This is a genomic window from Metabacillus sediminilitoris, from assembly GCF_009720625.1.
GTDB classification, from domain to species: domain Bacteria; phylum Bacillota; class Bacilli; order Bacillales; family Bacillaceae; genus Metabacillus; species Metabacillus sediminilitoris.
Genome location: NZ_CP046266.1, coordinates 1,924,375 through 1,944,006 on the forward strand (window position 1 = coordinate 1,924,375; position 19,632 = coordinate 1,944,006).

The 19,632-nt window shown below is 36.7% G+C and carries 15 protein-coding genes and 2 pseudogenes; 13 read left to right on the forward strand and 4 right to left on the reverse strand.

Annotated elements, in window-relative coordinates:
• Positions 1-37 precede the first annotated feature (37 nt).
• From GMB29_RS09265 to GMB29_RS09285, 6 genes and pseudogenes are all read left to right on the forward strand, one after another.
• Entirely contained in the window at positions 38-790 is a 753-nt protein-coding gene (locus GMB29_RS09265; protein ID WP_136351501.1) for a DeoR/GlpR family DNA-binding transcription regulator, read from the forward strand.
• 643 nt (positions 791-1,433) lie between these two features.
• Positions 1,434-2,393, forward strand: coding sequence for an ABC transporter substrate-binding protein (locus GMB29_RS09270; protein WP_136351500.1), 960 nt, complete (start codon positions 1,434-1,436; stop codon positions 2,391-2,393).
• Between the two features lie 384 nt (positions 2,394-2,777).
• Complete coding sequence (locus GMB29_RS09275; protein ID WP_155443863.1) at positions 2,778-4,334, forward strand: sugar ABC transporter ATP-binding protein; 1,557 nt, start codon at positions 2,778-2,780, stop codon at positions 4,332-4,334.
• 6 nt (positions 4,335-4,340) lie between these two features.
• The gene (locus tag GMB29_RS09280; RefSeq protein WP_155443864.1) at positions 4,341-5,327 is read left to right on the forward strand and encodes an ABC transporter permease; all 987 of its coding nucleotides are present in this window, start codon (positions 4,341-4,343) and stop codon (positions 5,325-5,327) included.
• Between the two features lie 48 nt (positions 5,328-5,375).
• Positions 5,376-6,419 (forward strand): annotated as a pseudogene (locus GMB29_RS28005) (glycoside hydrolase family 32 protein); the annotation flags it as partial.
• 30 nt (positions 6,420-6,449) lie between these two features.
• Positions 6,450-8,990 carry a glycoside hydrolase family 32 protein gene (locus tag GMB29_RS09285; protein ID WP_406600341.1) on the forward strand — a complete coding sequence of 847 codons (2,541 nt, stop codon included), beginning with the start codon at positions 6,450-6,452 and terminating at the stop codon, positions 8,988-8,990.
• Between the two features lie 827 nt (positions 8,991-9,817).
• Here GMB29_RS09285 and GMB29_RS09290 read toward each other — a convergent pair.
• Complete coding sequence (locus GMB29_RS09290; protein ID WP_136356600.1) at positions 9,818-10,708, reverse strand: AraC family transcriptional regulator; 891 nt, start codon at positions 10,706-10,708, stop codon at positions 9,818-9,820.
• 121 nt (positions 10,709-10,829) lie between these two features.
• Here GMB29_RS09290 and GMB29_RS09295 point away from each other — a divergent pair, with 121 nt between their 5' ends.
• From GMB29_RS09295 to GMB29_RS27315, 5 genes and pseudogenes are all read left to right on the forward strand, one after another.
• Positions 10,830-11,774 carry a DMT family transporter gene (locus tag GMB29_RS09295; protein WP_136356598.1) on the forward strand — a complete coding sequence of 315 codons (945 nt, stop codon included), beginning with the start codon at positions 10,830-10,832 and terminating at the stop codon, positions 11,772-11,774.
• Between the two features lie 427 nt (positions 11,775-12,201).
• Complete coding sequence (locus tag GMB29_RS28010) at positions 12,202-12,411, forward strand: LbetaH domain-containing protein (RefSeq protein WP_211091269.1); 210 nt, start codon at positions 12,202-12,204, stop codon at positions 12,409-12,411.
• 311 nt (positions 12,412-12,722) lie between these two features.
• Positions 12,723-13,211 carry a YsnF/AvaK domain-containing protein gene (locus GMB29_RS09310; RefSeq protein ID WP_136356596.1) on the forward strand — a complete coding sequence of 163 codons (489 nt, stop codon included), beginning with the start codon at positions 12,723-12,725 and terminating at the stop codon, positions 13,209-13,211.
• Between the two features lie 68 nt (positions 13,212-13,279).
• The gene (locus GMB29_RS09315) at positions 13,280-13,711 is read left to right on the forward strand and encodes a YsnF/AvaK domain-containing protein (RefSeq protein WP_211091268.1); all 432 of its coding nucleotides are present in this window, start codon (positions 13,280-13,282) and stop codon (positions 13,709-13,711) included.
• A 426-nt stretch (positions 13,712-14,137) separates the two neighbouring features.
• Positions 14,138-14,309: pseudogene (locus GMB29_RS27315) on the forward strand (aldo/keto reductase); the annotation flags it as partial.
• Between the two features lie 201 nt (positions 14,310-14,510).
• Here the strand turns inward: GMB29_RS27315 and GMB29_RS09320 are convergent.
• Genes GMB29_RS09320 through GMB29_RS09330 form a run of 3 tightly spaced genes read right to left on the reverse strand, consistent with a single transcriptional unit; the run spans position 14,511 to position 17,355 of the window.
• The gene (locus tag GMB29_RS09320) at positions 14,511-15,302 is read right to left on the reverse strand and encodes a putative hydro-lyase (RefSeq protein WP_136356593.1); all 792 of its coding nucleotides are present in this window, start codon (positions 15,300-15,302) and stop codon (positions 14,511-14,513) included.
• Between the two features lie 38 nt (positions 15,303-15,340).
• Positions 15,341-16,558, reverse strand: a complete 1,218-nt coding sequence (locus GMB29_RS09325; protein ID WP_227551728.1) for an NRAMP family divalent metal transporter — start codon at positions 16,556-16,558, stop codon at positions 15,341-15,343.
• 35 nt (positions 16,559-16,593) lie between these two features.
• A complete protein-coding gene (locus GMB29_RS09330; protein ID WP_136356590.1) occupies positions 16,594-17,355 on the reverse strand; it encodes a LamB/YcsF family protein in 762 nt (253 codons plus the stop codon).
• 491 nt (positions 17,356-17,846) lie between these two features.
• Here GMB29_RS09330 and pxpB point away from each other — a divergent pair, with 491 nt between their 5' ends.
• Positions 17,847-18,608: a 5-oxoprolinase subunit PxpB gene (gene pxpB, locus GMB29_RS09335; RefSeq protein WP_136356589.1), complete on the forward strand. Its 762-nt coding sequence runs from the start codon at positions 17,847-17,849 to the stop codon at positions 18,606-18,608.
• Positions 18,605-19,624, forward strand: coding sequence for a 5-oxoprolinase subunit C family protein (locus tag GMB29_RS09340; protein WP_136356587.1), 1,020 nt, complete (start codon positions 18,605-18,607; stop codon positions 19,622-19,624). Before pxpB ends, GMB29_RS09340 begins: the two co-directional genes overlap by 4 nt.
• The last annotated feature ends 8 nt before the right edge of the window (positions 19,625-19,632 follow it).

Genomic DNA, 19,632 nt, shown 5'->3' on the forward strand with positions numbered 1-19,632 from the left:
TTTTACATTTTACTATTGATAGTTAGGGGGAGGTATTTTGCTTATATCTGAGCGTCATCGTTTGATATTAGATTATTTAAAGGAAAAAGAGCATGTTAAGGTTCATGAACTAGTAGAGTTAACAAAAAGTTCGGAATCTACATTGCGACGAGATTTGGATCAACTAGAAAAGGAGAACTATGTAAAACGTGTACATGGCGGTGCTTCACTGTTACAAAGAAAACGTGAAGAACTAAGCATGATTAAAAAATCAACTCAGAATCTTAAAGAAAAAAACATGCTAGCAAAATATGCTGCCCAACTAATTGAAGATGGAGACTGTGTATATCTTGATGCAGGTACAACAACCTATCAAATGATACAGTATTTAGAACAAGAGAACATTGTTGTGGTTACAAATGGGATTGACCATTTAGATGCATTACTTGAAAAAGATATAAAGACATATATAATCGGAGGATTTGTAAAAAAAGTAACAAAAGCTATGATTGGCGGTAATGCATACGACAGCATTCAAAATTATCGATTTGATAAATGCTTTATAGGAACAAATGCAATCCACCATGAACTAGGTTTTACTACTCCAGACCCTGAAGAAGCACAACTGAAAGCAAAAGCTATCTATCTCACGCGTGAATCTTTTGTACTAGCAGATCATACTAAATTTGGAGAAGTCTCATTTTCTAAATTTGCAGATCTACATCAAGCTAAAATCATTACAAATGAAGAAGATTCGATAAGTATGGAGAAGTATAAGGAGAAAACTGAAATTTACTGTGTAGGTTTTTAATAAACTCTTATTTTTTCTACATAAAATAACTTTAATTGGAGCTGACTCAGATGTCTACTAAATAGACAAGGGGTTTAAAGCTCTTTTTATTTTGCCTTGAATATGCAACATCTCAAATAAAATTTTCAACTTTTACATTTATTTTTAACAAAATAAATACTTCAGTAAAATGTTTTTTGAATTGGAAAGAATGTGCTAAATACTAAAAATCTTCCATTATTCATTCAAAAACTCTTAATAATACTCATGTTGAGGATTCGTTGCAAAAGGAAACGAAGCTAATATTAAACATTTCTAATATAATTTTCAGAATTTTTACAATATATTGACATTGGTTGGAAGGCATAATATAATCATAATCAATCAGAAATAGTCAAAAACAAGTGAATTTAACTGTTGAATCAATCAAAAAAAATCATTTATTTATTACAACCTTGAACTAAGCAACAAATATTGAATTTCCATCATCGATATATACAAAAATCATTCAAGAACATTTATAAAGAAAAATGAAATGATCGTTACATGTCTTAAGGGGGGTGATATACTAACGGATTTGTAAGCGTTGTCACTGAAGATCCTCAATATAAGAACTTCTATTGAAAAATGAAATTCGTTTTTATTAATTTCTAGGGGGCTCACAATGAAAAAATTATTAGTGCTAGTTTTAATGTCTGTTATTGTTCTAATGTCTGGATGCAGCAGTGCAAGTGAATCTTCAAATGACAGCACTGGGCAGGGAAACAGCGACGATAAGTTAAAAATTGGATTAACTGTAGGTACTTTGGCAAATCCATTTTTTGTTGCAATGGGAAAAGGTGCTGAAGAAGCAGGGAAGGAACTAGGTGCAGAGGTTCTTGTAGAAAGCGCTGAATATGATCTTGCAAAACAAACCTCCCAAATTGAAAACTTTATTACCAAAAAGGTAGATGTGATTTTATTAAATGCTGTTGATACCAAGGGAATTGCGGCAGCTGTGCTACAAGCAAAGGAGGCAGGTATTCCAGTAATCGCAGTTGATACGAATGCTGAGGGCGGTGTTGATGCAACGGTTACTTCTGATAACTACCAAGCAGGTCAGCTTGCTGGTGAATATGTGGTTGAACAATTAAATGGAAAAGGAAACATTGTCATTATTGATGGACCTCCAGTTTCAGCTGTTACAGATCGTATTAAAGGCTTTGAGGATGTGATCAAAGAGTCTGGAATTAAAGTAGTAGCGAAGCAAAATGGTGAAGGAAACCGTGAAAAAGCATTATCCGTTATGGAAAGTGTTTTACAAGCGAATCCAGCGGGATCAATTGACGCTGTATTTGCAATCAATGACCCTGAAGCAATTGGAGTGGAAATTGCTCAAGAGCAAGCTGGACGGAAGGATGAGTTTTTCATAGTTGGTGTCGATGGTGCTCCTGAAGTAACAGAAGCAATGGCGAAAGAAGGAAGCTCTATTATGGCAACTTCAGCTCAATCACCTAGCGAAATGGTGAAAAAAGCAGTTGAAATTGGAATGAAAGTAAAAAATGGCGAAGATGTCGAAGAGCTTATCAAAGTACCTGTTGATCTTGTCACTCAAGATACTTTAGATTCATACAAGGGTTGGTAAACCTCTTTGAAAAATAAGGCTGATATGGACCATTCCTTACTCAGCCTCTTTCAAATAAAGTGAGACTTCATTTTAGTGGGGTTATTTTTATCCCCTACTGAATGGCAGCGAAACTTATCGGATCTTTACGGGCTGTTAACCTTAATTAAACTTCATTACTTCTTTATGAATATTGAATTGGGTTTCTTATTGCCCGTTAAGAATGGGATAAAGTGAGACTTCCATCAGTGGGGGTTTTCTTCATCCCCCACTGATGGTTAGCGAAACTTATCGGATCTTTACGGGCAGTTAACCTTAATCAAACTTCATTACTTCTTTATGAATAGTGAATTGAGTTTCTTACTGCCCGTTAAGAATGGGATAAATAAGGGGTGGGATTAGAGTATGGCTATTAAAGAGATGTTAATAAAAAAACAGCACACAATAAAAATGCCGGTGCTGAATATGGAAGGGATCAGCAAAACATTCTCAGGTGTAAAGGTATTAAACAATGTGAGAATTGAGCTTTATCCAGGTGAAGTACACGCATTAATGGGAGAGAACGGTGCCGGGAAATCCACTTTTATGAAAATTCTTGCAGGGATCCATACTCCTGATCAAGATGGCGGGACCATCTATTTTAAAGATCAACCTATAGCATGGAAGGATCCTGTTGATGCAAGGAACAGAGGGATCAGTGTTATCCACCAGGAGTTAAACCTCTCTCCTAATCTTACAATCAGTGAAAATATTTTAATGGGTTCAACTTTTCCAAGAAATCGACTAGGAATGGTCAAATGGGACGATGTCCATGAACGTGCGCAAAAAGTGCTCGATTCTATGGGATCTAATCTAAATCCCCGTCAACTCGTTTCAACCTTGAGTGTCGCCCAACAACAAATGGTCGAGATCGCACGAGCATTATCCTTTAAGGCAGAGGTTCTGATCATGGATGAACCTACAGCCTCGCTAACAGATAAAGAGATTACAAAGCTGTTTCAAATTATTGGTGATTTAAAAAAACAAGGAGTTGCGATCGTTTATATTTCTCATAGGATGGATGAAATCTTTAAGATTTCGAATCGCTTCACAGTATTACGCGATGGCGAATGGATTGCAAGCGGTCCGATTGAAGAGACAAATCCCGACCACCTTGTAAAGCTAATGGTAGGTCGTGATTTAAAAGATTTATTTAATCGTACGAAAGCATCTGAGAAAACAGTATCATCTGGGGCTGCCCCTGTTCTAGAGCTGAAAAATGTTTCGGATCATACCATTGTAAAAGAAGTTTCGTTTAAAATCTACCCAGGTGAAATTGTTGGTTTAGCAGGACTTGTAGGTGCAGGTCGAACAGAGCTTGTTAGGGCTCTATTTGGTGCATCTGAGCTGAAAAGCGGGGAAATATTCGTAGATGGCAAGACTGTTAATATAAAATCACCAATCGATGCGATTGCAAATGGAATTGCCCATGTGCCTGAAAGTCGGAAGGAACAAGGATTATTTTTATCAATGTCAGTAAAAGAGAATCTTTTAATGGCAGAATTAAAAAAGCATTCTAAGTCAGGAATTGTTCGTTGGAAACAGGTTAATGCAAGTGCCGACCAGTTTATAAAAGACTTAAATATAAAAATTGCCTCTCCAGAACAGCAGGTCTCAAACTTGAGCGGAGGCAATCAACAAAAAGTAGTCATTGCTAAATGGTTGTCCATTGCACCTAAGGTTTTACTACTTGATGAACCAACTCGGGGCGTTGATATTGGGGCAAAAACTGAAATACACAAAATTGTCTCAAAGCTTGCTGATGAAGGCTTAGCCGTATTGGTGATTTCATCTGAGCTGCCGGAAGTACTAGGAATCAGTGATCGAATCCTTGTCATGTGCGAAGGAAGATTAACGGGGGAACTTTCGAGAGAAGAAGCGACACAAGAAAAAATTATGTATTTAGCTACTAGAGGGGAGTAGAGAAAAATGAAGGGAAATATTCAATCAGCTTCACCACCACAAAGCCTGCAAGTAGGAAATATCCTTCATGGACTATGGAATCGTTTAGGGATGATTATGATTCTATTACTATTATGTGTTGTCCTTTCATTTACAGCACCTAACTTTTTGGATACTGCCAATATGTTAAATGTATTAAAGCAGGTTTCCATTATTGCGATATTAGCTGTAGGAATGACAATTGTTATTTTAACAGGTGGAATTGATTTATCAGTTGGTTCTACAGTTGCTCTATCTGGCGTTATCTCAGTTATGGTTTCTGCTGCAGGAGTTAACCCAATACTTGCGATGTTATCAGGTGCAGCAGTAGGTTATGCAGTAGGTCTTATAAATGGCTTTTTTACAGCAAAAACGAAATTGCCATCATTTATCGTGACATTAGGAAGCTTTACATATGTTCGCGGTCTTGCTTATGTCATAAGTGGCGGCTATCCAATTGTTTTGCAAAATGAAACCTTTAAATTCATTGGCGGCGGAGCTATTTTTGGAGTGCCTACCCCGATCTATATCATGCTTTTGGTATATGGCGTAATGTTTTTTGTCCTTAAGTATACAATGTTTGGACGCCATATTTATGCTATCGGCGGAAACGAAGAAGCTGCACGATTAACAGGCATAAAGGTTGAAAAAACATTAATAAACGTTTATTCCATCAGCGGCTTGTTAGCTGGTTTAGGCGGCGTCGTATTAGCAGGAAGATTGTATTCCGGCCAGCCAACTGCAGGACAAATGTATGAATTAGATGCGATTGCTGCGGTTATTTTAGGTGGAACTAGCTTGACTGGAGGAAAGGGCAGAATACAAGGAACGATCATCGGTGTTTTAATCATGGGTGTGATTAGCAATGGTTTGACTCTTATGGATGTGAATTATTATTGGCAGTTAGTTGTTAAAGGCGGTGTGATTGTCGCAGCCGTTTTATTGGATCGTTTAAGAGGAAGCAGTGCAGCATAAATTTCCCTTGTGATTAAATGTAAAGGGGTTTTTCTTAAAATGTCCATGATTAAAAAGGAGATTTCTATATTTCTAATCTGCTTCATTGTCCTTAGCTTTCCATTAACCTCTGTTTTCGCGGAAGATTCTGAGTATTACAATGAAACTTTTCGTAATCAATTTCATTTTTCCCCTGAAGCAAACTGGATGAATGACCCAAATGGCATGGTTTATTATGAAGGTGAATATCATTTATTTTATCAGCATCATCCATATGGAACGACATGGGGACCGATGCATTGGGGGCATGCTGTAAGTGAAGACCTTGTTCATTGGGAGCATTTGCCGATTGCCTTATCACCTGATGAAAACGGTGATATTTTCTCAGGAAGTGCTGTAATCGATTGGAACAATACAGCAGGATTTGGAAAGGAAGCGATGGTTGCCATTTTTACTCATTCGGGGGAAAAAGGCCAAGTCCAAAGTCTTGCATACAGTCTTGATAAAGGAAGAACGTGGGAAAAATATGAAGGTAATCCCGTTATGCCTAATCCGCCAATACCGGATTGGCGTGATCCGAAGGTTTTTTGGCATAAAGATTCAAGCCAGTGGGTGATGTCATTAGCTGCAAAGAATAAGGTCATGTTTTATACGTCACCTAATTTAAAAGACTGGGAGTTTGCTAGTGAATTTGGTCCAGATGGCGGGATCCAAGCAAATAGTCTTGATCGTATCTCTTATTCAATGTCTGAACAATCAGGCGGATCGTTTAGCTATGAGGGCAATATCACCCTTAACGAAAAGAATGGGCGAGAAGGAGCTGGCGGCCTAGTTTTTCATGCTGACAAGAGTGCAAAGAATGGATATGTGGCCAACCTAGATGCAAAAAATGATGTTGTCACATTAAGTAAAAATGAAGAGGGCGTAACGGAAGAAATTGCTCGGAAACCTTTCACTCTAGAAACCTCAAGGACTTATCATGTAAAGGTAGATATGGATGGAGATCAAATAAAAGTTTCCGTTAATGATCAACCTGTTATTGAAGCAAATGATCTAACCTTTGAAAGCGGTTACTACGGCTTGTCAGCGTGGAATTCTACCGCTGCTTTTCGAAAAGTAGAATTTGAAAATAAATCAAATTTTGTGACGAACTTGTCTAAATGGAAGGTAGTAAATGGCTCATGGGAAGATACGTTGGATGGGAAAAGCGGGAGCTCCACGGATGACGCTTTTATCATGAGCGGCAACACGTCTCAGAACTTAATTTATGAAGCAGATCTCACGATTTCTGGAGATAAAGGAGGAAATGGTGCTGGAGCACTCGTTTTCCGAGCAGATGCTGATGCAAAGAATGGTTATTTTGCAAATATTGATGTGCTGAATGATACGATGAAGCTAATGAAAATTGAAAATGGAAAGATTTCAGTCATAACTGAAAAAGCAGTAAGTCTTGATACAGATCAGACCTACCATTTAAAAGTTAGAACGTACGGCGAAAACATAAAAGTATATCTAGATCATAAGCTCATACATGACATAAATGACACAGCGTTTTCATCTGGTTATGTAGGCTTGAACACTTGGAATTCCTCAACGATTTTTCAAGATGTTCAATTGAATAAGAATATCGTAACAAACGAGAAGGAACTCATAAATCATGATTTCGAAACAGGGGATTTAACTGGTTGGAGAGCAGTAAGTGGCAATGCATTTACTAATGACCATGTGACAACAGCAGCATCCTATTGGGGAGGGCCATTTGGCCATGAAGGGAACTATCATTTATGGGGATTTTCGGATCTTCATAATGGAGACGATGCAACAGGTGAACTGCATTCCTCTTACTTTAAGTTAGGTGGAACAGGTGAAATTAATTTCTTACTAGGCGGTGGCAACGACATTAATAACCGCTATGTTTCATTGGTGAGAGCCTCTGATAACAAAGAATTAATTCGTCAGGCGAATACAAAATTTAATGAAGAAAAGTATAACAAATACGTATGGGATGCGTCTGATTATATTGGTGAAGTGCTCTATATAAAAGTGGTTGACCAAGCTTTAGGAGGCTGGGGCCATATAAATGTTGATGATGTTCATGTTTATAATGAAGGTTCTATGCCAGCAGAAGTTGACAATGTTGCAAAAGAACCTGTGGAAGGTGAAGTTAAGCAAAGCGGAACGATTACAGAATGGTCTGCTGTTTCAGGAGAATGGATACCTTCTACAAACGGTAGCAACGGTGGCATCTGGGAATGTCCTGCTTTAGTTGAATTGCCAATTGATGGCGATCCAACAAAAACAAAGTGGGTGCTGCAAGTAAGTATAAATGACGGAGCCCCAGCTGGCGGGTCTGGTATGCAGTATTTTGTCGGCAGTTTTGACGGAAAAACGTTCAAAAATGAGAATCCGACTGATCAGGTATTATGGACAGATTATGGAGCTGATTTCTACGCAGCAGTCGAATGGAGTGGAATTGAAGGTGAGAATAGCGAAAAATATTGGTTAGGATGGATGAGTAACTGGCAATACGCCAACAATACACCAACGTCAACATGGAGAAGTTCAATGAGCCTGCCTCGTAAAATGGAGCTTACTCAAACAGAAGAAGGATTACGTTTAAAACAAACGCCGGTTTCGATCGATTCGATCCGTGACAATAGCCAAAAAGTATCATTTGAAAATAAAGTGATTTCAAATGAAAGTCATCTACTAGATGATTTTTCAGGAGATACCTTTGAAATGATTGCTGAATTTGATGTCTCTAGCTCAACTGCGTCTGAATTTGGCTTTGAAGTTCGCAAGGGTTCTACTGATGAGTTTACAAAAATAGGCTATGACGTTGCGAACCAGAAATTATTTGTTGACCGTACGAACTCTGATAGCTTTGATTACGGCAACAATGTCGTAAACATGCATGAAGGTCCTCTACCTGTGTCAGATGGAACTGTTAAGATGCATATTTTTGTCGATCGTTCTGCTGTAGAAGTATTTGGAAACAATGGAGAAACGGTTATTACCGATCAAATCTTCCCAAGTCCAACAAGCAACGGAGTAAAGATTTATAGTAAGGACGGCAATGTTGCATTGAAATCACTGAATATCTTTCCAGTAGAAAGTATCTGGAAAAAAAGCGGCTTTCAATCAACCTTAAATGGCTGGAAAACGATAAATGGCAACTGGGCAGATACAATTGCTGGAAAACAGGGACAAAGCAATGGGGATGCCTTCATTTTATCAAATGAAGCAGGAAGCAATTTTAAATACCAAGCAGATATAAAAATTCTTGATACTGACTCACATCCGAATGATCCTAATAAGGATACAGTTGGAAATTTAGTTGGTGCAGGAGCATTGGTTTTTCGCTCAGATTCAAAAGGGAAAAACGCATATGCTGTCAATGTTGATGGAAAAAATAATGTCGTCAAATTAATCAAATTTGTAAATGGTGTTGGCCATGACATTGCATCCTTTAACAATGATGGAAATCTTAAACTGCAAGCAAATGAAATTTATCATCTTAAAGTAGTGACGGCAGGTGATAACATTAAAGCTTATTTAGATGACAAGCTTGTCATTGATACAAACGACCAAACCTATAAGGAAGGCTACTTTGGACTGAATGTCTGGGATTCAACTGTTGTGTTTAATCATGTAAAAAACAAGGATAACAAAATCAAGAAATAAATTATGTCCCTTAATCATTAAAATTTTTGGTTCTGTTACAAAGATTGAATTTATTTAAAAAGGCTCTTTTCTAAAAGGTTTTTAATAATTCTTTCAGGGGAAATTTTTAAGGTTGATTGAAGCGAGCATCCTGGAGCTGCAATCAACCTCTCCCTAATACGTGTTAAATAGCAACAAAGTTTGCGAAAACAGCCTTTTAAAAAGACATATAGATACCTAATTGACTTTCTTTTTAAGCGCGATTTCAAAAAGTTTATGAATACTTTTCATTTGATTTTGGACAAACTTGTCCTGTAAAACAAGTTGCCTTTTTTAACCATATGCATCGCTTCTAGGATCATGGTATTTGTTGTTCGAAAGGATATCTCTGTTATTAATATTGGTTTTTATGGTTGCTAAATTAGTTATCCGTATAAAGGCAAAGCTTATTACAAACCTACCTGAAGATGAATAGCAAGGTTTAAACCTTGCTGATAACCTTAGGTAAAGGTGCGAAATTTTAGCAGAAAACAGTTGTAGGTAAAAAAATGGAAAATCCCCAAGTCGTAGAGTATAAGTAAACTACCTTGTAACAGGTTTACGCATTACCAGCTAAGAAAAGAAAAATACTGCACACAAAAGTGTACCATTTGGCTTTTTACTGGAAGGTATGCTTTTCTTGAACGAACGGGTAGCTTGAGTTTAACAAGAGATTTCTGCGGGGAATCCTTTTTCTAATTGAACAAACGGAGCAATTAAGTTGAATAAGAAACGATTAAATAAGGCTATTTAATTCTTTTTGAATTGAATAGCCTTATTATTTTAAGCGCAATTGGAAATGTTTTAATTTAGTCATCTTCCATTTTTATTTTTTTATAAGTTAATGGTGTCATGTGCATCGACTTTCGAAATTTATCAATAAAATAGCTCGTACTATTAAATCCTACTTGATAGGCAATGTCTGTGACATTAGATTCAGGTTGTTGCAGCAGGATTAGGCTTTGTTGTATTCGATAATCGATAACATAACTCAACGGTGATTTCTTTAAAACCCGCTTAAAATACCGACAACATTCGGAACGGCTTAATTGACCTGCTCGAGCAATATCGTCTAACATGATTTTTTCAGCGTAGTGTAGGTGTATCCAATTTAGCATTTGCTTCATTCGATGGCTCTTTAATATTTTCGTCTGTTCATACTCTAAATGAAAACCATTAATGATTAAGTTTTGCCAAACTAGATTAAGTTGTAAGGAGACCTCAATTTCATAGAATGCTGACTTTTTTTGAATCAATTGATTAATTTTTAAAATGGAATCTAAGATGTTTCGCGCCCAACTCTCTTTTGGATCTAAACATAAATAGGATAAGTTCGTCGCTTGAATATACGGATATACATAGGTTGTATAGAGTTCTTGTGATAAAACAAATTGAGGTGAGACATTTAAACAAATATAAATACAGTCGGTTTGATCCTTATCTTCCGCCATGTGTAGGCAGCCACTATTAATAAAAAGTCCATTGCCTTCTCGAATTTCTGTTTTTGCTTCATTTATTTGAAAGATAGCTGCACCTCTAATAACCAGAACAAATTGAATTTCATCGTGCCAATGAAGGGGTATATATCCATTTATATTTTGGTTGATCGTTGTTTCGTAACATGCCATTGGAAGCACGACAGTACGATGGTCTGTTAACTCTTTCAAACTTTGATCAATCATAAAATCCTTTATTTGCATATAATCACAACACCTCAATATATTTATATTTTTTTATTCAATTTAAGTATTAATTGAAGTTTTATCCGTCTATTATTACAGTATCATAACACTATTTTTATATTTAAAGGCGGAATACAATATGAATAGAAGAAGGGGATTATTTCTAGTTATAACGGGAGCAATATGTTGGGGCATTGGTGGGGCAGTTTCAAAAAAGCTGTTTGAACAATATGCAATCGATGTAAATTGGCTTGTAACGATACGTTTACTCATTGCTGGATTCTTACTCTTATCAGTTCAGTATTGTGGAAAAGACAGTTCCCAGATAACTGGTGTTTGGAAAAATAGAAAGACTGCGCTTCAACTAATGATCTTTGGAATAATCGGAATGCTTGCAGTCCAATACACTTATATGTCATCCATTAATCACGGGAATGCTGCTGTCGCAACTCTCTTACAATACTTAGCCCCTGTCATGATTATTATTTATTTGATTTTGCGCAAGCATTCAGTCCTCACGCAACGAGATTTAGTAACAGTTTCCTTTGCTTTAATTGGTTCTTTTTTCTTATTAACAAACGGTTCCGTATATCAACTATCTGTACCTATACCTTCAATAGTTTGGGGGATTTTATCTGCCCTAGCCTTAGCATTTTACACTTTATATGCCGTTCCGTTATTGAAACAATTCGATTCCCTTGTTATTGTTGGCTGGGCTATGATTATCGGTGGTTTTGCCTTAAGTTTTTTCCATCCCCCTTGGCAAATGGACTTTAAAAGTTTAACTTTAGAAGCTTATCTATACCTAGTTTTCGTAATTATATTTGGTACCATGATTGCGTTTTGGTTTTATATAGAAAGCTTACAAAGTCTTTCACCTAAAGAATCAAGCCTTTTAGGAAGCGTTGAGCCACTATCAGCTGTTTTAACCACAGTGATTTGGCTAAAAGAACCCTTTGGATTGTTTCAATGGATTGGTACCGCATGTATTATTGGAATGATATTTTTATTAGCGCTGAATAAAAAGCCTGCATCAAAGTATAACGAACCTCATACGAATAAAAAGCCGATTAGAGTCAGCTAGTTCCAGAGAAAATATTATTCAGATTAAGAATAATGTAATCCTTGGTAAGGAGTAAACTAAAATCAGTTAAGGGAGAAAATACTATGACTGAAATAGATAAAATGTTAAATCAAGAGTACTCGGTAAGATAGGACAAAGAGTTAACTGAAGAAAGAGAGAGCAAAGGATCTATTGTTTGAATTTAATAACACAAAACCATCAAAAAGAGATGAAGAAACTAAATTATTCATAAGTTATTTTATTCGATAGGAGAAAATGCATGGATCGAATCACCGTTTAACTGCGAATTGATGATAATACCATGCAAATACAAATTGTACCATTCTGGATTGTACGAAAGTTACTATTGGTAATAATGTGTTTATTGGTCCAAATGTTAGTTTGTATACATCAAATCACGCAAAAGCAGAAGAGCGTAAAGTAGGCTATGAGCGTTCATTTGCCTATTACTATTGGGGAAAATGTATGGATATGTGGTTCAGTAACAATTGTTCCAAGAGTAACTCTTGGTGATAAAACAATCATTGGTGCTGGAAGTGTTGTGAAAAGACATACCTGCAAATGTTATTGCCGCAGGTGTCCATGTAAAGTTATCAGACCTATCACCGCAAAAGATTTTATGGGATGGAAGATGTGAAATTTTGTTACTTCTAGCTAGGGCGATTCTTCAAGATGGAGGTCGTCTTTTTTCTTAATCAGAAGAAAGATTGTGAATTATTACACTTAAACTAATTGGTGCTTAGTTCAATAAGAGGAATAAAATTCTATTTCCCTTTTTAATATCGTATTTGACTCAAATTTTCAAACTTAAAAATCCCTTTAATAAAATGCTCAATTTATTATTTTATTATCCAAAAAAATTCTTTAACTTATTTTTTAAAGAATAAATATCCCTCAAGAGTACATTATAAAAATGCTAGATTAATTCAACTTGTGAGGGGGATTTTTATGGGCGACTTTTTAGGTTTATTTGGTGATGACAAATCGAGAAATCAAGAAAATGATACTGAAACAAAAATTCAAGATAATCAAGCAAGCGGTACATTACAGCTTCATAAAGAAGAGTTAGATATTAAAAAAAATAATGTCGATGCAGGAGAAGTGGTCCTATCTAAAGATGTTGTTGAAGAACAAAAATCCGTTGAGGTTCCTGTAATGCATGAGGAAGTTGTTATTAAGAGAACTCCGATTAATAATGAGCGAAGTGATGAATCCATCAGCTCTGAGGAGACTATTCATATTCCTGTTACCCAAGAACAAGTTGAGGTAAACAAGTACACGGTAACTACTGAGGAGATTTCCGCCTCTAAACGTCAAGTTCAGGAAACTCAGCAAGTACAAGAAACTCTTAAATACGAAGAGGCACATGTTAATACAACTGGAAGTGTAGATATTATTACAGATGGTTCAGGCTTTGAAGATATAAATAAAAGATAAAAACAATAACACCTTTTCATTACTTAATGAAAAGGTGTTTTAACCATTTTTTTGGGGGGACATTAAAGTTGCATAATGAGCAGAATTCAACTCAAGATCATCACGAGGAAATAACACTTAAATTACATAAGGAAGAACTTCAGGTAAGTAAAAAAATTATTGAAACAGCAAAAGTTAATGTATATAAGAAAACTTATACCGTAGAAAAGCAAATTTCGGTTCCAGTAACCCATGAAGAACTAATCATTGAGAAAAAGATATTAAATCCCGAAAGTACCACGGATGCAAGAGATGAAACGATACGTATTCCTCTAAGTGAAGAGCGTATTGAGGTAACGAAACACCCAATAATCTTTGAGGATGTTGAAATTTATAAGAAAAAAATTGAAGAACATATACAAGTTAATGAAACTTTAAAGGAGGAGAAACTTAACATTGATACTGTAGGAGATATAAGGGTAATGGTTGATAATCAAAGATCAACTTCTGAGATACTATAAAAATAACTTTAGAAAGACCTCAGGGAGGGGAAGGTTAGGCTTCTTATTGGTACACTAAAATTTAAAATGAACTATATTCACTTTAAATTTATTCATCCTTTTATTAATTACTTGCTTAGTATCCCCGCAAGAATTTTTCAATGAATTAACAAACAAGGTGAAGAAAGCTCTTTCTTTGTTGTAGGAAAAAGTACTTGTTGAACTAACAGGCGCAATTCTATTTCTTTATGAAAAATAAAACTCTATTATAGTTTGTAAAGTATTACAAGATGTGGCGGATTTCTATCTTTAATTACCAACATTAACTTCGTGTATAATCTCTATTTTATGAAAAGTTGAATTCTCATTGGACTAGCCAGATAACCAGTATAACTATATATTCAACAAACTGGACAGATAATGGAATAAGACCTTCAAATATCGTTAATTGTTGCGAGTCCAAAGTCTGTTTGTAAGGAAAAAATCATCGAAAACTTCAATATTTTCGATTTTGAATTAAGCCAAGAAGCTATGGAGAAAATACGAAAGAGAGCTTGTTTTTTCACATAGGGATCCCGAAATCGTAAAATGGCTCGGTACCAATAAACTTGATAGTTAATGATTTCATACATTTAAAAAGCTTGGATTATATTTTTTTAATCCAAGCTTTTTGTGTGTTAATTAGGCTATATTTTGATTAACTATTCCTTCTGTTATTTAGTCTATGTTTTTACATTTTCTCCCCAGTATCTGAAATACTCATATTTTTATCCATATCCTTTTATCCATGTTTTTTCATCATCTAACAGGTGAATGTTCCTTACATAACACCGAGCTTTTCATCACGCACATCGGTAATAAACATATGCCCTGGCGCATGTGTAATCATCAATGCAGGCTTTGTTGCCATCGCAACTGCTTGAGGAGTGACACCGCATGCCCAAAATACAGGAACTTCACCGTCTTTAATCGTAACAGCATCGCCGAAATCAGGACGGGCAATGTCCTTAATTCCAAGTGCTGCAGGATTTCCAATATGAATAGGTGCTCCATGTACTGCTGGAAAACGTGAAGTAACTTGTGTAGCACGCACAACATCTTTTTGAGGAATTGGGCGCATGCTGGCAACTGTCATCCCATGGAACTTTCCTGCTTTGGCACACGGAATATTTGTCATATACATTGGGACATTACAATCTTCTTCAATATGACGTACCGAGATACCGTTATTAAGGAGGGCATGTTCAAAGGTGAAACTGCATCCAATGAGAAAACCAACCATATCATCTTCCCAATAGCTCGTGATGTCGGTCACTTCTTCTGTGAGCTCGCCATGTTTATAAATTCGGTACTTTGGAATATCTGTCCGAATATCACCATTAGGTGCCATCATTTGAGGAATAGGTGAACCAGGCTCTGTCACATCAAGAATCGGGCAAGACTTCGGATTGCGCTGTGCAAAAAGAAGAAAATCAAATGCATCCTCTTTCTTTAAAATCGCTAAATTAGCTTGTGCAAATCCGCTCGCCATTCCGGCTGTTGGTCTTACAAGTTCATTACGTCGAATCATTTCACGTATATCAGATGGTTGCATTGAAGCAAAATTTTTCATAACCGATCATCCCCCTATTATAAAATAATGCCTCTTTATTAAAATAGCTGTGGAATCGACTTAATAATGGTATATCCGCCCATTAATGCCATAACAACGACAACAAGTATTCCTGAAATTGTCAGCCATAATGGGTGTTTATAATCACCAACGATGCTCTTTTTATATGCGGCAATGAGAAGTGTACCAAGAGCAATCGGAAGAATAAGACCATTTAATGCCCCAACAAGAATGAGCACTTTAACAGGCTGTCCGATTAAAATAAATGAGACGGTCGAAATGATAATAAAACCGATCGTAATCCATTTATGGTTTTTTTCTAAACCTTTATTAAATGTTCTGATAAATGAAACGGATGTATAAGCTGCGCCAACTACTGATGTGATGGCGGCAGACCACATGACAATACCGAATATTTTATAACCGATGTTACCGGCAGCAAGCTGAAACACAGAAGCAGGTGGATTATCGGGATCAATTTGCAGTCCTTTTGAAACGACACCAAGTACAGCTAAAAATAGGGCGATACGCATGACTGATGTAATTAAAATTCCAATAACTGAACTTCTTGTCACTTGTGGTAATGCATCTACACCCTTAACTCCCGCGTCTAATAATCGATGTCCCCCTGCGAAAGTTATGTATCCGCCAACTGTACCTCCAACTAATGTGACAATGGCTAATATATCAATTTTGTCCGGTGCAATCGATTTAACAACAGCCTCACCGACAGGGGGCGCTGTTGAGAAGGCAACATAGATCATTAACCCGATCATGACAAATCCTGCAATTTGTGTAAACCGGTCCATCGCTTTACCTGCTTCTTTTACTAAGAAGATGAGAAGAGCAATAATAGCACTAATAATGGCTCCCATTTTTGGTGAGATTCCTAACAATACATTTAACCCAAGACCTGCACCAGCAATGTTACCAATATTAAAAGCAATTCCACCCAATACAATTAATATTGCAAGAACATAACCGAGTCCCGGAAATACCATATTGGCAATATCTTGTCCTCTTTTTTCAGACACAGCAATAATTCGCCATACATTTGTTTGGGCAAAAATATCAAGAATAACGGAAATGACAATGACAAAGCCAAAGCTTGCTGCTAACGTTTGTGTAAAGACCGTTGTCTGAGTCAGGAAACCCGGCCCGATTGCTGAGGTTGCCATCAAGAATGCAGCACCCATTAATAAGGACCAATTTAATTTTGGTGTATTGGATTGTTTCTTGTCTTGTTTCGAAGACATGTTAAGTGGTTCCATTTTATTCCTCCTTCGTGATCTTATTCACTAATTGCTTTTACATTAATTTTAGAGGCTTCGAGAGTTTCACGAATTTGGCGAGCGAAAGTAAGCGCTTCTGGGCCATCCCCATGAATGCAAACAGTATGTGCCTTAACTGAAACATCAACACCTTGCTGGGTGAGAACTTTTCCTTCTTTCACCATACGGACAACCTGCGAGACTGCCTGATCATTATTATAGATAAGTGCGTCAGCCTGATTTCTTGGTGTTAAAGAGCCATCCTGCTGATAGGTTCGATCAGCAAATACTTCATGCGCTGTTTGCAGACCAATTTTTTCTCCAGCACGTATTAACTCACTGCCTGCAAGGCCAAAAAGAATGAGCTGCGGGTCAACCTTATAAACAGCTTCCGCAATCGCTACTGATAGTTCTCTGTTCTTTGCAGCCATATTATACAGTGCACCATGCGGTTTCACATGCTGCATTCTTTCACCCTCTGCTTTCATAAAACCACTAAGAGCACCGATTTGGTAAACGACGATGTCGTAGGCCTCTTGAGGTGAAATGCTGATGTTGCGCCGGCCAAAGCCCATTAAGTCAGGGAGTCCAGGATGAGCCCCAATTTTAACTCCTTTAGTAAGAGCGAGTCGGACGGTTTTACGCATCACGGATGGATCCCCTGCATGAAATCCGCAGGCGATGTTTGCTGATGTAACGAAACTAAGAATCTCATCATCCATCCCGATCTTATAAACTCCAAAACTTTCTCCTAAATCACAATTTAAATCAATCTGAGACAACTAAAAAACCTCCTATCTATCTATTGAAAATATGATTAATACCACTAATCAAAGTATTGACATAATGATGGATACTATGAAAAGGGGATATTAATAGTCAGAGTAAGCGTTTGCATTACATAATTCTTTATTAAGTTAGGAAATCCTAAGAACAAGAAATGATTTCTAAAATGAGTCTGCAGCTTAGAATAATTTAATTAGTTTTAATTTTAAGATAATTTAAGTCCGAATTAAGGAACTGTTGTTTCGAATAATAGCATAAAACGATCTTATTGTACATAATTTAAATTTTCAATTAGTTTGTCAGAAAATCTAAAAAAGTATCGTTAAGAGACAATCATTTAAATGAATAGTTGCAGTGTTTGTAAAGAAATCATCTTTTATGCATTTTAAGAGAATAGTACTTGTGTTTTTATTTTCTGATAATTATAATGATTTTATATTCCGATAAATAAAACGATAGTTCCGAAAAACGGATAAGAGGTGATCAAATGCTTCAAACCATTTTCGATGGAAAAACAAATATTGAAATGAAACCAATAGGAGATTCATCAATCTGTGTCCAATTTGGTACGGAAATTAATCCTGAGATACACCGTAAAGTGAAAGGGTTAGTCGATCATCTTGATAAAAAATCCTTTCAGGGTTTTATTGAATGTGTTCCAGCTTTTACAAGCGTGACCGTTTTTTATCATCCATTGCTGGTTCATCATTCCTACAAAAAAGATGTGAATCCCGTAGAGAAGAATATTTCACCTTATAAAATTGTTTGCGCGATTCTTAAAGAGATCCTAATGAATCTTGAAGAGATGAAAGAAGCTAAGCAGCGTATTGTTGAAATTCCTGTTTGTTATGGAGGAGAGTTTGGTCCGGATTTAGAAGCCGTTGCAGAGTATCATCATCTATCAACAAGTGAAGTTGTAGATATTCATTCAAAAGGAGAATATCTCGTCTATATGATTGGATTTGCCCCTGGATTCCCTTATTTGGGTGGGATGTCAGAAGAAATTGCGACACCTCGTCGCCATTCTCCTCGTTTATCGATACCTGAAGGAACAGTCGGAATTGCTGGGATGCAAACAGGTGTCTATCCGATATCAACACCTGGTGGCTGGCAATTAATTGGCCGTACACCACTTGAACTTTTTTGTCCAAATGAAAATCCCCCTACACTTCTCCAATCAGGTGACATTGTAAAGTTCGTGCCTATTTCTCTTGAAGAATATCAAGCATACAAGGAGAAAACGATATGAGTATAAAAGTGATTCGTCCTGGTTTACTTGCCAGCATGCAAGATTTGGGAAGATATGGTTTTCAAAAATACGGGGTCATTATTAGTGGTGCAATGGATAGTGCTTCTCTTCGTATCGCTAATTTGTTAGTTGGTAATGAAGAAGGAGAAGTTGCTATAGAAGTTACACTTATGGGGACTTCATTATTATTTGAGGAAGACTTATTAATTTCGATTACTGGTGGAGACTTATCTCCTGTTATTGATGGAGAAGCTGTCCCGCAATGGCGGCCTGTTTATATTAAAAAGGGGAGTGTTCTTCAATTTAAGGCATGCAAGTCAGGCAGCCGATCGTATGTAGCAGTCTCCGGTGGTTTTGCTATTCCAGAAGTGATGAACAGCAAAAGTACATATTTAAGAGGCGGAATCGGCGGATATGAAGGGCGTGCTTTACAAACCGGGGATACGTTACACAGTAATCATTTACCGCAAAAAATAAATTCCCTTTTTCAACACTTGAAAAGTAAATGCCAGTCCCGTTTATTTATAGCCACTGCTTGGTATGTCAACCCAGTACATTTTACGAAAACGATACAAGACTCTATGATTCGTGTCATACGTGGAGCAGAGTTTGATCGGTTCACTCAATCTAGCCAATCACAATTCTTTGATCAAAATTTTCAAATTACACCAAAATCTGACCGTATGGGGTACCGAATGTCAGGTCCTTTATTAGAGCTAGAGGAATCATTTGAACTTCTTTCTGAGGCTGTATCACACGGAACGATTCAAGTACCGCAAGATGGAAATCCGATAATCCTTCTTGCTGACCGGCAGACAACTGGAGGGTATCCAAGAATCGCCCATGTCGCAACTGTTGATCTTCCCATTATTGCGCAATTAAAACCTGGTGAAAACATTCGATTTAAAGAAATAACATTAGAAGAGGCAGAGCAGCTCTATCTCAAAGAAGAACAAAGAATGGAAGAATTGAAAGTTAGCATTTTATTTAAAATTGAAAAGGAATCGCCACTATAAGAGATAAG